The 14,148-nt window shown below is 65.7% G+C and carries 14 protein-coding genes; 7 read left to right on the top strand and 7 right to left on the bottom strand.

What is annotated here, in order from left to right; genetic code table 11:
- Nucleotides 1–792, top strand: a 792-nt coding sequence (locus Q0O40_RS06185; RefSeq protein WP_295527557.1) for a helicase-related protein, incomplete at its 5' end; no start/stop codon positions are given.
- 93 nt (nucleotides 793–885) lie between these two features.
- Here the strand turns inward: Q0O40_RS06185 and Q0O40_RS06180 are convergent.
- On the bottom strand, nucleotides 886–1,824 hold the full coding sequence (locus tag Q0O40_RS06180) for a hypothetical protein (protein WP_295527555.1): 939 nt from the start codon (nucleotides 1,822–1,824) through the stop codon (nucleotides 886–888).
- Between the two features lie 145 nt (nucleotides 1,825–1,969).
- Here Q0O40_RS06180 and Q0O40_RS06175 point away from each other — a divergent pair, with 145 nt between their 5' ends.
- From Q0O40_RS06175 to Q0O40_RS06165, 3 genes are read left to right on the top strand one after another with little or no spacing between them, the layout of a single operon-like run.
- Nucleotides 1,970–2,194, top strand: coding sequence for a type II toxin-antitoxin system HicB family antitoxin (locus Q0O40_RS06175; protein ID WP_295527552.1), 225 nt, complete (start codon nucleotides 1,970–1,972; stop codon nucleotides 2,192–2,194).
- A 39-nt stretch (nucleotides 2,195–2,233) separates the two neighbouring features.
- Nucleotides 2,234–2,530, top strand: coding sequence for an addiction module antidote protein (locus Q0O40_RS06170; RefSeq protein ID WP_295527551.1), 297 nt, complete (start codon nucleotides 2,234–2,236; stop codon nucleotides 2,528–2,530).
- A gap of 24 nt (nucleotides 2,531–2,554) precedes the next feature.
- Entirely contained in the window at nucleotides 2,555–3,115 is a 561-nt protein-coding gene (locus Q0O40_RS06165) for a hypothetical protein (protein ID WP_295527549.1), read from the top strand.
- Nucleotides 3,116–3,118: 3 nt separating this feature from the next.
- On the opposite strand, the gene Q0O40_RS06160 is transcribed toward Q0O40_RS06165, so the two are convergent.
- From Q0O40_RS06160 to tsaD, 4 genes are all read right to left on the bottom strand, one after another.
- Nucleotides 3,119–3,625 (bottom strand): hypothetical protein, encoded by a 507-nt coding sequence (locus Q0O40_RS06160; RefSeq protein WP_367183724.1) that lies wholly within the window; start codon nucleotides 3,623–3,625, stop codon nucleotides 3,119–3,121.
- An 83-nt stretch (nucleotides 3,626–3,708) separates the two neighbouring features.
- Nucleotides 3,709–5,214, bottom strand: coding sequence for a lipopolysaccharide biosynthesis protein (locus tag Q0O40_RS06155; RefSeq protein ID WP_295527547.1), 1,506 nt, complete (start codon nucleotides 5,212–5,214; stop codon nucleotides 3,709–3,711).
- Nucleotides 5,207–6,211, bottom strand: coding sequence for an NAD(P)H-dependent glycerol-3-phosphate dehydrogenase (locus Q0O40_RS06150; RefSeq protein WP_295527545.1), 1,005 nt, complete (start codon nucleotides 6,209–6,211; stop codon nucleotides 5,207–5,209). Before Q0O40_RS06150 ends, Q0O40_RS06155 begins: the two co-directional genes overlap by 8 nt.
- Nucleotides 6,208–7,257 (bottom strand): tRNA (adenosine(37)-N6)-threonylcarbamoyltransferase complex transferase subunit TsaD, encoded by a 1,050-nt coding sequence (gene tsaD / locus Q0O40_RS06145; RefSeq protein WP_295527543.1) that lies wholly within the window; start codon nucleotides 7,255–7,257, stop codon nucleotides 6,208–6,210. Before tsaD ends, Q0O40_RS06150 begins: the two co-directional genes overlap by 4 nt.
- A gap of 45 nt (nucleotides 7,258–7,302) precedes the next feature.
- On the opposite strand from tsaD, the gene Q0O40_RS06140 reads away from it, so the two are divergent.
- Nucleotides 7,303–8,022, top strand: a complete 720-nt coding sequence (locus Q0O40_RS06140) for a uroporphyrinogen-III synthase (RefSeq protein WP_295527541.1) — start codon at nucleotides 7,303–7,305, stop codon at nucleotides 8,020–8,022.
- 101 nt (nucleotides 8,023–8,123) lie between these two features.
- Entirely contained in the window at nucleotides 8,124–8,921 is a 798-nt protein-coding gene (locus Q0O40_RS06135; RefSeq protein ID WP_295527539.1) for a hypothetical protein, read from the top strand.
- Between the two features lie 7 nt (nucleotides 8,922–8,928).
- On the opposite strand, the gene Q0O40_RS06130 is transcribed toward Q0O40_RS06135, so the two are convergent.
- Together Q0O40_RS06130 and Q0O40_RS06125 are read right to left on the bottom strand one after the other, a co-directional pair.
- Nucleotides 8,929–10,146, bottom strand: coding sequence for an FAD-dependent monooxygenase (locus Q0O40_RS06130; protein ID WP_295527560.1), 1,218 nt, complete (start codon nucleotides 10,144–10,146; stop codon nucleotides 8,929–8,931).
- Nucleotides 10,146–11,693, bottom strand: coding sequence for an alkaline phosphatase family protein (locus Q0O40_RS06125; RefSeq protein ID WP_295527537.1), 1,548 nt, complete (start codon nucleotides 11,691–11,693; stop codon nucleotides 10,146–10,148). The genes Q0O40_RS06130 and Q0O40_RS06125 overlap by 1 nt, the downstream gene beginning before the upstream one ends.
- A gap of 335 nt (nucleotides 11,694–12,028) precedes the next feature.
- Here Q0O40_RS06125 and Q0O40_RS06120 point away from each other — a divergent pair, with 335 nt between their 5' ends.
- Entirely contained in the window at nucleotides 12,029–14,083 is a 2,055-nt protein-coding gene (locus Q0O40_RS06120) for a protein-disulfide reductase DsbD (RefSeq protein WP_295527534.1), read from the top strand.
- Nucleotides 14,084–14,148: the final 65 nt, after the last annotated feature.

Here is a 14,148-nt window from a genome sequence, read left to right as displayed (position 1 = left end):
TGCATCAACGAATGCCGCATCACCGCGCAGAACGGCTACCGCACGCTCGTCACCACCCTGACGAAGCGCATGGCCGAAGACCTCACCGAATTCATGCACGAAGCGGGCCTGCGCGTGCGCTACATGCATTCGGACGTCGAAACGCTCGAGCGCATCGAGCTGATCCGCGATCTGCGCCTCGGTGTTTATGACGTGCTGGTCGGGATCAACCTGCTGCGCGAGGGGCTGGATATCCCCGAATGCGGGCTTGTGACCATTCTGGATGCCGACAAGGAAGGCTTCCTGCGCAGCGAGACCTCGCTGATCCAGACCATCGGCCGCGCCGCGCGCAATGTCGATGGCCGGGTGATCCTTTATGCCGACCGGATGACCGGCAGCATGGAACGCGCCATCGCCGAAACCGACCGCCGCCGCGAAAAGCAGCGCGCCTTCAACGAACTGCACGGCATTACGCCCACCACGATCAAGCGCGGCATCCAGGATATCGTCGCCCACACCGCCAGCCGCGACGGGGTGCTGATCGAACTGGATGACCCCGAGCGCAACAACCTCGTGGGCCACAACCTGCGCGGCTACATCGAAGACCTCGAAAAGCGCATGCGCGCGGCGGCGGCGGACCTGGAATTCGAGGAAGCAGGACGGCTGCGTGACGAAATCCGGCGGCTGGAGGCCGATGAACTGGGCCTGCCCAAAGGCGACGCGAAAGCACCGATTGTGGGGCGGAGCAACGAGGGCAAGCCGGGGACGCGGAAAACGCGGTATGGCAAGCAGCAGAAGAAGTGGGGGAAGTGAGGCTTTTTGCGGTAAGTTCCGTATTCGCTGATGACACGTTTCTGATGCACGCGCGTCGCGAATTTAATAATTGAAAAATCGGAAAAAATCGAATCAGTCATCTTGTCTTTTCCCAGGATATGCGTAGCCACTATTTCCACCTATTATGGTACGGCCGACTACAAATGGGTTACGACTGTCGGGATGAGAGGATGGATTTGCAGCGCCCTTAGTCGTTACTGCTAGCTCTGGAACTGTACAAATGTTGCCCGCAAATTTAGGATCCACCCCTCGAAGGGCAATCGGCATAATGAGCTTTTGTCCGATAGGCTCGACGCCGATTTTCGTCATTGTTACTGCTGGCTCCCCGCTGTACCATCGATAAACGCGCCACCCATCAAAATACACGTAATAGCCGAAAATAGAATATTTCAAACGATTAAAAATATAGCTGTTTCGAATGTAGAGCCGTTGATAATCTTGTTCCTTAGGGCGACAAAACCATAGACGAGGATCGATCTTGTTCCACCCAAGGATTTGCTCCGCCTGCTTCATATCGATCTTGATCGCATCACGACAGAATGGGGATTCTGGGCCTGCAATAATCATCGGACCTTGAGCATCCCATGGCACCATATCGGCCGCAAACTTTGATTGATTGTCTAAACTTGAAGTATTGACCATTCCAGGCTCCAACAAAGCGGCCAAAGCGCGGCCGCGAGGCTTCCGCTTGACCTGTTGAAGCTGAAAATCGTCGATTGCATCCAGTTGGGCCAGCGTGGGTTGATCGTTCGCAATCACGTCCCCAGATTTGCTTAGGCCAGGTGCACCATTGTTCTTGAACTCACCCCAAATGATGTCCTGTGGCATAAGTTCATTGACGACGAGGCCGCCCTTTTCCCTGCAATACCGATGCGCGGCGGCTAACGCCTGCCACTTCACAATGAAGGCGATGCCAAGCGAAACGCCGCAGATAATAAGTGGCGCGCGCACGAGCCACCAAGAGATCGGGCGAGACTTTGGCATAGGGCGTTCAGGCAGCACGATTGTCACCCCTCCTTTCCCGCCTCAACGAAAGGCCAATGAATTTCAAGGAATTCCTATGGCGATAGTGGGAATTTCGGGCGGCAGCAACTGCCCACTTCCAAGTTCGCGAATTCCTTGAACTGATCGAGCAATACAGCTTATATATCGCCGGGTGAACGAACCCCATTACCATATCAACTTGTTCTGGTCCGCCGAGGACGAATGCTGGATCGCGGACGTGCCCGATCTGCGCCCCTGCTCGACGCACGGCGACACCCGCGCTCAGGCGCTTGCCAATATCAACGACGCTATTGAAGGCTGGCTCGAAGTCGCGCACGAGCGTGCCTTTGTCATCCCCGAGCCACGCTATCGTCCGGCGATTTACGCAGCAAGATAGAGCGAGCGGTACGACTGCGCCGCAGCGCCAAGGAAGCTGATGATGGCATTGGAGGTCTTCCCGTTTGATCCCGCCAGGCACCTCGAAACCGAGGAGGATATCCTCTTTTATCTCGAGGCGGCGATGGAGGGGAACGATCCCAAACATATCGCCAGCGCGCTTGGCGATGTCGCGCGCTCCAAAGGCATGAGCGAGATCGCCCGCAAATCCGGATTGGGCCGACAGACGCTTTACAGTGCGCTGTCCGAGAACGGCAACCCGACGCTGGAAACCCTTATCGCTGTGCTGGGCGCTCTAGGCCTTGAACTGACCATCCAGAAACGCGCAGCCGCTTGAAGCTTCCGGTTAAAGTGTTACTCGGTGACAATGCACCGCGGCAAAGCCTTCCTGCTCATACCCTTAGCGCTCGCCGCCTGTTCGCCATCCGCCGCCTCGACCGATAGCGATGCCGCGCCGCTTGGTGCAGTGCGCATGGCCATGCCTGCAAGCGAGCCGATCCCCGGCCGGCCTGTGGCGGATGCGCAAGGCATATGGGCCGCCGCGCCCGATGCGCGCACCGTGCGGTTCGGCTTTGCTGGGCAAGGGCCGCTCCTGTCGCTCGAATGCCGCGCCGGGGCGCTCATAGTTACGCGCCACATTGCCGCCGAGATCGGCGCGCAAGCCTTGTTTGCGCTGCAGAGCAGCGAGCGGATCCTGCGCCTGCCGGTCGATGCAACCTCGGTGCCCGGCATGCGCGGCTATTTGTGGCAGGGCACGCTGGCCGCCGATGATCCCGGTGCCGAAGTTTTCGCGGCGAGCTTCAGCGGTACGTTGCCCGGCGGCGGGCGGATCGAGGTGAGCGCGAGCGATGTTCCGCGCGGCCTTATCCAGCGTTGCAAGGTCGCCCCGGCAGGGCCGGCACCCACCGCCGCGCCGGAATAGCCCTTACAGCTTGCCGAACCTGGCCTCGTAACCCGCGATATCGCCGCTGCTCAAAAAGTGGCATTGTTCGATCCAGTTGTCTCGCACAGCGCGGCCCGCGAACGCCCCAAGCTGCGCGTCGATCTGCGCCAGATCGGCTTCGTTCCACTGCGCGATCTGGCCATAGCGCGTCACCCCCAAGCCGCGCAGCGCCGCGCTCAGCTTCGGGCCGATGCTCTTGATCCGGGTAAGATCATCGCCGCCATCATCGGGCGAACCGGTCGCTGCCCCTGGCACCGTCGTGGTCGCTGCGGCTGTCGCCGCCGCAACAATCGGTGCGACCTGAGCGGCAGGCGGCGCATCGATCAGCGCACTGTTGCGCGCCGCCGGCGCTGCGCCTTCGCTCAGCACATCGCGGTAGTCGCGCGATTGAACGCGCGGCTTGCGCTTTCGCAGCAGCAGCCAAAGCGCCAGCAACACCAGCAGCGCGCCTGCGCCCAGCGCCATCCAATTCGCAGCGATCCATTCCATTATCACGGCACCCCGGCGTTGGTTTTGATGCTGTCTGCCTTACGCACCGGCGGGCGCATTTGCCAAGTGGCCCTGCTTGCGCGTCAGACGGCCTGCTTGCGAAACAAGACCCGGTCGTCGGGGCCGAAACCGCTGCGCCAGATGAGCACGGCATAAACGCCGAGGATCGCTGGCGCACCAATCCCCACCTCGACCCATTCCGGGCACAGCTTGAACAGCAAGCCGGTGATCACCGCAGGAATCGCTGCCCACACCAGCGGCATTCGAAAATTGCTGATCGGTTCGCCCAGAATGCGGGCGAGCATGCGCGACTTGAGCAGGGAGCAAAGCACTTGCGCGATAGCCAGCGCTGCTGCCGCGCCGCTGGCCTGCATCAAGGGATCGAACCCGGACTGCCGGGCAAGCTCGATCAGGACGATGGTCAGCACACCTTGCAGCGCGATCATCGCCAGGCTGATCCAGAAGTTGCGCATCCGCGCGATATAGATCAGCGCCGCCTCGCTCACGACCGCAGGTGCCGCCACCACTTCTGCCGCCAGCAAGAGCCCCAGCGCGAGCGCACCCGCCGCAAAGCCCGGCCCCAGCAGCCCCATCACGCCCGCGCTGGGCAGGCCAAGCGCCAGCGCAATGCCGGCCTGTGCGGCGATAATCCAGAAGCCGACCTGACAGACCTGCCGCGCCACGGCGGGATAATTGTGCTCATGCAAATTGCGCGCGATCACCGGGCCCAGGATCGGCTCGAAGCTGGTCTTGAGCGCTTGCGGCAACGACGCCACCTGCTGCGCCACATAATAGATGCCGACAACGGCCGGCGGCGCAAATGTGCCGAGGATAAACAGGTCGAGCTTGCGCGATCCCCACTCGATCGCGTCGGCCCCGGCCAGCGGCAGATTGAGCAGCGCCAGGCGCAGCATGCTGCCCAGCCGGGGCGACCACGCCTGCGGCAGGCCATAACTGCGGATCAGCGGGACGAAAGAGGCAGCCCCCGCCGCGAAGAGCGAGGCAACATAAGCAAAGATCAGCCCGCTTTCGCGCAGACCCGTCACATAGGCCCCCAGCAGCCAAAGCCCGCCCGCCGCCAGCGACAGCGTCCATGGCTCGATCACCGCGCGCGCGCGCACCGTGGCGGCCACATCGAACCGATAGGCCAGCGCCGCCAATGCGACATCGCTCAGCGCCAGCGGCACCACGGCCAGCGGCAATAGCCGCTGCAACGGCGTGAATTGCCCGCTCGGAAACATGAGCGCCGGAAACGCATAGAGCAATCCGGCGAGCAGCGCCGCGGCAAACCCGGATAGCAGCAACGCATCCGCCACGACGCACGCAGGTTGCCGGTCATCGCCGCCTGCCAATTGCTGGGCCAATCCCCGCTTCTGGCCAAATGTTGCCAACTGCGCCGCCAGTTCCACCGCAATCATGGCCGACGCAAACCGCCCGAGATCCTCGGCCCCGTAAAGCCGCCCGGCGATGAACAGAAACGGGATTCGCGCCACCAGCCTGAGCAGAAAGCCGAACACATTGGTTCGCCCGCCCTTGGCAAGCGCGGCGATATCCTGCTGTTCGCCCGAGAGGCTGGCGCTTTCAGCCATGCGCCGCCTCCGCACGGAGCGGACGGGCCAGCAAGTGCGCCGCCATGTCGCGGGCGGTGGCTTCGCCTCGCAGCAGCGCGGCCACGGCATCGGTGATCGGCATGGCGACGCCGCGCGCCTGCGCCAGCGCGGCTAGGACCGGCGCGGTGAACGCGCCTTCGGCCACAGTGGCGCGCTCTGCCAGCAGCGCTTCGGCGCGCGCGCCCTGGCCCAGCGCCGCGCCCAACGCAAAATTGCGGCTCGCCTGCGAAGAGCAGGTCAGCACCAGATCGCCCAGCCCCGAAAGGCCCGCCAGCGTTTCTGCCCGCGCGCCCATGGCCAGGCCAAATCGCTGCATTTCGGCAAAACCCCGGCTGATCAAGGCGGCGCGAGCGCTCAGGCCAAGGCCGAGGCCATCAACGACACCGCAGGCAATCGCCAGCACATTCTTGACCGCGCCGCCGATTTCTGCGCCGATCACATCATCGGAGTAATAAGGGCGGAACGCCGGGCGCGCGATGGCCGGGGCAAGCCGCGCCCACTGCGCTTCGCCTCCGGCGCAAGCCAGCGTCGCGGCAGCGGGCAAACCCGCCGCCACTTCGTGCGCAAACGTCGGGCCGGATAGCACCGCCAGCGCGGCGCGCGGCGCGGCTTCCCGCGCCGCATCGGCCATCGTCCGCCCGGTCGCCGCCTCGATCCCTTTGGCGCACAACACGATATCCCCGCCTTGGGGGGCCAATTGGCCGAGCGTCGCGGCCAAGTGTTGCGCCGGCGTGACCATGAGCAGCACCGCGAGCCCGCGCAGCGCATTCAAGTCCGCTGTCGCGCGGATCGGTTCGGCCAGCACTGCCGAGGGCAGGAACCGGCGATTGCACCGCTCTGTATTGATCTCATCGGCCACTTCGGGCTCGCGCGCCCACAGCAATACCGGCCGGCCATCGCTTGCCAGCATCTGCGCCAGCGCCGTGCCCCAAGCGCCCGCGCCCACCACGCCAATCGGTTCGCCAGCGCCATTCATGCCTTCACCCCCGCCCCGCGCACAGGCGGCGCAGCGGCATCGAGAGGCCAGCGCGGCCGCGCCGCCACATCGAGCGGATCGAATTGCCCGGCCGCAAAGCGCTCGCCTCCGGCCCAACCGATCATCGCTGCGTTGTCAGTGCACAAGGCAGGCGGCGGTGCGACCAAGGGCAGGCCGACCTCGCCCGCCAGCGTGCCCAGCGCCGCGCGCAAGGCAGCATTGGCGGCCACCCCGCCTGCGATCACCAGCGCGCTCACCGGCCCTGCGGCATGCAGCGACAGACGGGTGCGGTCGACCACGCAATCGATCGCGGCCTGCTGAAACGAGGCGGCAATATCGGCGTCGCCATGCAGCCCCGATTGCTTCGCGCGCAGCACCGCGCTTTTCAAACCGGCAAACGAGAACTGCGGATCGCCGCTGCCAACCAGCGGACGCGGCAGCGGCACCGCGCGCGGATTGCCGTCGCGCGCCGTCCGCTCGACCGCAGGGCCGCCGGGATAGCCCAGCCCCAAAATCTTGGCGGTCTTGTCAAAGGCCTCGCCCAGCGCATCGTCGATGGTCGTGGCAAGGCGGCGATATTGGCCGAGGCCAAGCACTTCGAGGATCTGGCAATGTCCGCCCGAAACCAGCAGCAGGAGATAGGGATAAGCAAGCGTAGGATCGGCCAGCCGCGGCGACAGCGCGTGGCCTTCGAGATGATTGACCGCGATCAGCGGCTTGCCCGCCGCCATGGCCAGCGCCTTGCCCGTCACCAGCCCGACCATCACCCCGCCGATCAAGCCCGGTCCGGCGGTGGCGGCAATAGCGTCCATCGCGTCCAGCCCCAGCCCGGCATCGGCCAGCACAGCGCGGACCATCGGCGCGATCACTTCGGCATGCGCGCGCGCCGCGATTTCCGGCACCACGCCGCCATAGGGGCGGTGCGCCTCATCCTGCGAGGCGATGCGCTGCGCCACGATCCTTGCGCCAAGCGTCGCCGCGTCGCTGTCGATAACAGCAACTGCGGTTTCATCGCACGAAGATTCAAGACCAAGAATGAGCGCCATCGGCCCCTTCCACTTAAAGATAATCCCGTTTACGGCAAGCCGCGCATGAGCCTCACCCCCTCCCAGCGTTTTTCAGCGCCGCTGCTGATCATCCGGCCCGAACCGGGCAATGCGGCAACCGCCGCCGCCGCGCGGGCGCTGGGGTTGACCGTTCACGCCGCGCCGCTGTTTGCCATGGCCGCAACTCATTGGGATGCGCCAGACCGCGCGGCCTACACCGCGCTGCTTGCAGGCAGCGCCAATTCGTTTCGGCTGGGCGGGCCGCAACTGGCCGGGCTGGCAGGCTTGCCGGTTCACGCGGTGGGCGAGGCTACCGCTCAAGCGGCGCGCGCGGCAGGCTTTGCCGTGGCGCGGATCGGCGAAGGCGGGCTGCAACCGATGGTGCTGGATCTGCCGCCAGGGCGCTATCTGCGGTTGGCGGGCGAGAAGCATTTGCCGCTTGCGCTGCCCGAACATGTGATCGTCGATGATATCGTGGTCTACGCCGCCCGGCCAGTCCCGATGCCGGAAAGCCTCGCCGCCGCGCTGCGCCAACCAGCGGTGATCGCGCTCCATTCGGGCGAGGCAGCGGTGCATTTTGCCGCAGAAATCGGGCGCTTGGGCATCACGGCTTGCGATCATGCGCTGGCTTGCCTCGCCCCGCGAATCGCCAAAATGGCTGGAATTGGCTGGCAACACATTGAAATTGCCCATGAACGCACAGACGAAGCAGTGCTGGCCTTGGCCCGGCAAATGTGCCAGAAACTGTGGCTTCCGGGTAACTGACAAAGCGAAAAATCTGCATGCCAGAAACGAGTGTTGATCAGCCGGCGGCTCCGCGTGGGCCCGGAAGCCGTCTTTCCTGGGCGCTGGTCATATTGCTCTTGATGCTCGCAGCGATCGCGGCGGCAACGTGGTATGGCTGGCAATCTGGCGCGCTGCGGCTCATCCTGCCCATCAATGTAGCTGCGCCGCTGCTCTCGCCAGCCTCCCAGCCGAGCCAAGCCGTCGCCGCTGTCGTCGCCAACGCAGCAGCGACCAATGCCGCGCTGACCAGCGCAGCGGCCAAACTTTCCGCGCTCGAACAGCGGCTGGCAGAGCTTAACCAGCAAGCCGCCGCAGCTTCAGGGCAGGCGAGCCACGCCGAAGCGCTGCTGGTCGCGTTTGCCGCGCGCCGCGCGATTGAGCGCGGCCAGCCGCTTGGCTATCTCGAAGCCCAGCTGCGCGTGCGCTTTGGCGATGGCCAGCCCAATGCGGTCAATCAGGTGATCGCCGCCGCGCAAAGGCCCATGACCGTGCCGATCCTGAGCGAGCAACTGGGCCGGCTTGAGCCGCAGTTGATTGGCGGCAGCGCGAACGAAGGCGGCTGGGAATGGCTCAACCGGCAAATGGGCGAACTGTTCGTCATCCGCCGCGACAGCACCGCCTCGCCCGCCCCGGAAAGCCGCATTCAGCGCGCGCGCGAGGCGATCTCGGGCGGGCGGATCACCGCTGCGATTGCCGAAGTGGAGCGTATGCCGGGCAAGGACGCCGCCGCCGATTGGCTCGCCCGCGCGCGCGAACTCGTTGTCACCCAGCGTGCGCTCGATCAGCTGGAAAGCGCCTCGCTCTCCTTTCCGCTGACCCCGCAAATCGTCGCGCCGGTGCCGACACCGCAGCCGAGCGCGCCAGCAAAAGCGCAATAGCGCGCGGTTAAGCCCGCAATAGCGCTGGGAGAGCGCCGCTCATCCCGCGCGCTTCCTGCATGAAGAAGCGCTTGAGCACCGGGCTGCGCTGCACCCCCGCCATGCCCAGCCGCCGCGCCGCCGAGGGCAATCGCCCGGGCAGGCCAAACAGCCGGGTCAAGACGTCGGTCGCCGCCGAAACCATGAACGTGTCGCTCGCGCGCCAGCGTTCATAGCGCGCCAGGAGCTGCGCATCTCCCACATCGAGGCCAAGGCGCAGCCCTTCGCTGAGAACTTCGACCAGCACCGCCACATCGCGCAGCCCCAGATTGAGACCCTGCCCCGCAATCGGATGCATGCCATGCGCGGCATCGCCGACCAACGCCAGCCGCTGCTCCACCACGCGCACGGTATGATGGAAATTGAGTGGCCACGAGGCGCGCGGACTGGTCAGCCGCAGCGCACCGAACATGCCGCCCATGCGCGCCTCCACCGCGCTCAGAAACGCCCGCTCGCCCAGCGCCAGCACACCCGCCGCGTCCTTTTCTGCCACGGTCCACACCAGCGCCGAACGATGTGCGCCGTCTGCATCATCGAGCAGCGGCAGCAGCGCGAATGGCCCCGCCGGATAGAAGATTTCCCACGCCACATTGTCATGCGGTTTGGTATGCGACAGCCCCGCCACGATCGCGCGGTGGCCGTATCCCCAGCGCGCCGGGGTAAAGCCCGCTTCCTCGCGCGTGGGCGATTGGCGCCCTTCCGCGCCCACCAGCAGCCGCCCCTTGATCACGCGGCCATCGGTCAAGGTGACGCCAACGCCGTGCTCGCCGCGTTCGCGCGCGGCGACATGCGCGGATGGCAGGAAGGTGATCGCCGCCTCGCGCGCCGCGGCGGCATACATCGCCAGACGCAAGTCGCGGTTGGCAAACATCCGGCCAAGCGAGCCATCTTCGGGCGGCGGCTGGAAATCGATCCGGCCCGGCTTCAACCCGTCGGTCACCGCGATCTTTTCGATCGGGCAGCCCAGCGGCGCCAGCTCGTCGGCCAGACCGAGGTGGGTATAGAGGTTCCAGCTGGCAGTCGAGATCGCCGATGCGCGCCCGTCAAAGCCCTCGGCCGTCTGCGCCGCCGGATCGGAGCTGTCGATCACCACGCTGGCGATCCCGGCCTTGGCCAGCCCGATCGCCAGGGTCATCCCCACCAATCCGCCGCCTATGACAACAACTTCGGTATCCATTGCGCTCATCATTTCGTCCCGCAAGTATCCCCCGGTCCGCTATCCATATCGAGGCAGCGGCCATCGAAAGTGCCGCCCGGCACCGCAAGACCGATCCATGCGGCAAGCGTGGGCGCGATGTCCACCGTCTCAACGGGCGATGGCTGCTCGAACCCGGCCATCCCCGCGCGCCAGAACAGCATTGGCACACGCCGATCATAATCCCATGGCGAGCCATGTGTGGCGACATAACCCGGCCCTGGCGACGGGATCGGCACCACGCCGCGCGCCAGCATCACATAGAAATCGCCCGAACGCGGCGCATAAAACGATGCCCGCGCGCGCTGCGCAAGGGTCCAGGTTTCGGGCGACCCGCTCGGCATGGGCATCGCGGCGAGTTCACCGGCAGAGAGCGTCGCGGCGACCTGAGGATGGCGCGCCAGTTCGGCTCTGGCCGCGGCGACAACCTTGCTTTTCTGCTCGGGGCTGAGATCGCGGCGCACCCAATAGTCGCCGCCCGCGCCGTCTGACAGGATCAGCCCTTTGGGTTCGACCCCGGTTTGGGCCGCGACCACTGCGCTAAGCGCTTCGGGCAAAAGCGCCGCGCCCGCCCGCTGCGCCGCAGGCAGCGCCTGCGCGCCCAGCCGCTCGGGCAGATCGAACCCGCCATGGTCGGCGGTCAGCACCACGGCATAGTCAATCTTCTCGGCATCAAGCGCCTTCAGGAAATCCCCCAGCGCCGCATCGAGTTGATGCATATGGATGCACATTTCCGCGCCTGCGGTGCCGAAGGCATGGCCGACATAATCTGTGGCCGAAAGGCTGACCGAGAGCACATCGGGCACAGCCCCCTTGCCCAGCTTCATCGCGCGCACCAGTTCGGCAGCGAGGTCGAGCGTCGCCCGGTCTAGCCGGGGCGAGGCCCGAAACGCGGCGCCTTCGCCCGGTGCCAGCGCAAACCGGCCGGTTCCAACGGTGAAGCTGCTGGCGCCATTGGCGGTTGCCACAGACACGGCCCGGTCTTGCGGCGCGCACCCCGCGGGCAGCGCCATCGCCGGCGCGCCGCTGGCCAGCATGGTCCCAAGCGCCTTGTTCTGGTTCACCGCCGCTGCCGCCAGCGGCCGCCCTTCGAGCGAGGCAAAGCCGCGGCCCTTCCACCAATAGACCTCATCCAGCACATGGCCGCCCATCATCAGCGCGCCGCGATCTTTGCCCGCTACCGCGACATTGCGGCTGGCAGGCATGGCGGTCTTGATCCGCTCGCCCAATGTGGGCACCAGCAGATGGCCGACCGAAGCGACATAATCTTTAGGGTCAGCGGCCGTCTTGGTCACATCCTCGGCGCAATAGACCACCTTCTTGGGCCGATCGACCGATTGGTCGATCCAGTTGTTGGCGATCACCCCGGTGCGCGCCGGGCGCATCCCGGTCATGATCGTCGAATGTCCCGGGCAGGTTTCGCTCGCCGCGTGCGATTGATAGCCTGAAGGAAACACCGCGCCGCTGGCCAGCCGCGCCAGGCCGCCGGTGTAATGCGAACGGTACTGCGCAAACAGATCCGCCGAAAACTGATCCACCGCAATTGCCACAATCAGCCGTGGTGCGCCTTTGGGAGGCACAGTTGCGGGTTCTGCAGCAGAGCCCGCAGCGGGCCGGGCTGCGCTCTGGGCAAAGGCGGCAGGAACCGCAAGCGACGCAGCAAGAGCGGCGGCAAGCAATGTAGCTTTAGCGCGAATGGGCATAAAGAAGGCTCCGTTTGGCTGAGGGCAACCGATAGACTTGGTCCCCAAGCAAGCTTAGGGATTGGTGTGATCTTGCAGCGCGCGCGGTGCAAGGGGGAGCCCGCAAAAGCGGCGGGGCCACCGGTGATTTTTTTCGATCACGCGCAAGACGAAGGGTTATGGGTTCATCGATGATGCGATCTTGGCGAAGATTGACCGCGATTGTTACCGGAGTGTGGCTGGCGCTCGGTTTCTTCGCAGCGCCCGCTTCGGCGCAGCACATCCGCGCCTCGCTCGCGGCCGAGCGGCCCGCGCTGGCCGGCGAAACCATCACGCTGGCGGTCTTGATGCAGCCGGACAAGCGCTGGCACGGTTACTGGTCGAATCCGGGCGATGCAGGCTTTCCCATTGCGCTCGAATGGAAGCTGCCGGGGGGCGCAAAGATCGGTGCGCTCGAATTCCCGGTTCCGCAGACGCTACTTATGGCCGGGCTGATGAACCATATCTACGAGCACGACTATGCCATGCTCGTGCCGTTCACGCTGCCGGCGGACGCCCGGCCCGGAACCACGATCCCGCTAACCGCGAAGGCCAATTGGCTGGCTTGCACCGATGTGATCTGCGTCCCCGAACAGGCAACGCTCGCGGGCACGGTTACGGTGGGCAGCGGCGCGGCGGACGCGCGCTTTGGCGCGTGGCGCGCAGCCTTGCCCGCCGTGCTCGATCAATCGGCCAGATTTGAAGCCACTGCCAAGGGCCTGCGGATCGCGGTGCCCTTTCCTGCCAGTGCCAGCATAGCAAACCCGCATTTCTTCGTCGCGTCGCAAGGTGTCGCCGATTATGCCGCGCCGCAAACATTCAGCCGCAACGGCGACAACCTGATCATCACGCTGGCGCGCAGCCAGGTGGCTTCGCCCGAACAGCCCACGCTGATTTCGGGCGTACTGTCGCTGGGCGCAGGCGCGAGCGGGATCACCTTCACCGCCAAGGCCGGGCCGGTGCCCGCCGATGGCGCGCCGATCGGCAGCAATGCGCCTGCGCCGTTCTCGCTGGCTACGCTCGCGCTCGCCGTGCTCGGCGCGCTTGCCGGCGGCCTCATTCTCAATGTCATGCCCTGCGTGTTTCCGATCCTCAGCCTGAAAGCGCTCGCTCTAGCGCGCGGCAATACCCACAACGCGCATATCGAAGGGCTGGCCTATACCGCCGGGGTCATGCTCGCCTGCCTTGCGCTGGGCGGGGCGATGCTCGGCCTTCGCGCGGCGGGCGAGGAAGTGGGCTGGGCGTTTCAGTTGCAAGACCCCGGCGTGGTCGCCCTGCTGCTGCTGCTCGCCGTCGCCATCACTGCCAATTTCGCCGGGTTGTTCGAACTGCCGGGGCTCTCGCTCGAAAGCACCGGCGAAAAGCAGGGCGGCTGGACCGGCGCGTTCGGCACCGGCCTGCTTGCGGCGTTCGTCGCCACCCCCTGCACCGGGCCGTTCATGGCCGCTGCCGTCGGCGCGGCGCTCGTCTTGCCGACATGGGCGGCGCTGGCGGTGTTTGCCGCGCTGGGGCTTGGCCTTGCTCTGCCGTTCCTGCTGCTGGGCTTCGTGCCACCTTTGCGCAAACTGTTGCCGCGTCCGGGGCCATGGATGGCGCGGTTTCGCACGCTGATGGCGGTGCCGATGGCGCTTACCGCGGCGGCGCTGGTCTGGCTGGCATGGCGGCTGGGCGGCGCGGCGTATGCGGGCGCAGCAGTGGCGCTGGCCCTCGCCGTCGTCGTCCTGCTCATCGCCATCGGGCGTGCGCAGCGCCAGGGCCTTGGCACCGCGCGCTGGGCCGTGCCGGGTGCACTGGCGCTTTCGGCGCTGGCGCTGGTCGGCGCGCCGCGCCTTGCCAGCGCAGGCAGCGCGCTCGATGCCGGGCTGCTCGATGCCAAGCCGTTCAGCGAAGCCGCGCTGGCGCAGGCGCAGAAATCGGGCAAGCCGGTCTTCGCCTATTTCACCGCCGACTGGTGCCTCACCTGCAAGGTCAACGAAAGCGTGGCGATCGAGCGCCAGACCACGCTCGATGCGTTCCGCAAGGCGGGCGTGACCGTGCTGGTAGGCGACTGGACCCGCCGCGACCCCACAATCACCCGCTTCCTCTCGGCGCAGGAGGCGGCAGGCGTGCCGCTTTACTTGTGGTATCCAGCAGGCGCGAGCACCCCGCAAAAGCTGCCCCAAGTGCTCAGCGCTGAGATGCTGGCGGGATTGCCGGGGGCGAAATGAACTGCGCCCCGGCAAAGGCTTGGGCCCCAGTCAGGACAAACACCGCGTCGCGCCAGCGGGCCTGA

Origin of the sequence: Novosphingobium sp. Chol11 (assembly GCF_945870625.1) — a bacterium.
In the GTDB taxonomy this organism is placed as follows: domain Bacteria; phylum Pseudomonadota; class Alphaproteobacteria; order Sphingomonadales; family Sphingomonadaceae; genus Novosphingobium.
Note: the sequence above shows the minus strand (reverse complement) of the source record. Positions and strands in the feature narration are given on the sequence as shown.

What these genes read in the sequence shown, in the direction of transcription:
- Q0O40_RS06150 (WP_295527545.1), bottom strand. Translation starts at nt 6,211, where the DNA reads ATGAATGGCGCTGGCGAACCGATTGGCGTGGTGGGCGCGGGCGCTTGG.
- Q0O40_RS06155 (WP_295527547.1), bottom strand. Translation starts at nt 5,214, where the DNA reads ATGGCTGAAAGCGCCAGCCTCTCGGGCGAACAGCAGGATATCGCCGCG.
- Q0O40_RS06135 (WP_295527539.1), top strand. Translation starts at nt 8,124, where the DNA reads ATGCTCGCAGCGATCGCGGCGGCAACGTGGTATGGCTGGCAATCTGGC.
- Q0O40_RS06170 (WP_295527551.1), top strand. Translation starts at nt 2,234, where the DNA reads ATGATGGCATTGGAGGTCTTCCCGTTTGATCCCGCCAGGCACCTCGAA.
- Q0O40_RS06160 (WP_367183724.1), bottom strand. Translation starts at nt 3,625, where the DNA reads ATGGAATGGATCGCTGCGAATTGGATGGCGCTGGGCGCAGGCGCGCTG.
- Q0O40_RS06130 (WP_295527560.1), bottom strand. Translation starts at nt 10,146, where the DNA reads ATGAGCGCAATGGATACCGAAGTTGTTGTCATAGGCGGCGGATTGGTG.
- Q0O40_RS06140 (WP_295527541.1), top strand. Translation starts at nt 7,303, where the DNA reads ATGAGCCTCACCCCCTCCCAGCGTTTTTCAGCGCCGCTGCTGATCATC.
- Q0O40_RS06120 (WP_295527534.1), top strand. Translation starts at nt 12,029, where the DNA reads ATGATGCGATCTTGGCGAAGATTGACCGCGATTGTTACCGGAGTGTGG.
- tsaD (WP_295527543.1), bottom strand. Translation starts at nt 7,257, where the DNA reads ATGGCGCTCATTCTTGGTCTTGAATCTTCGTGCGATGAAACCGCAGTT.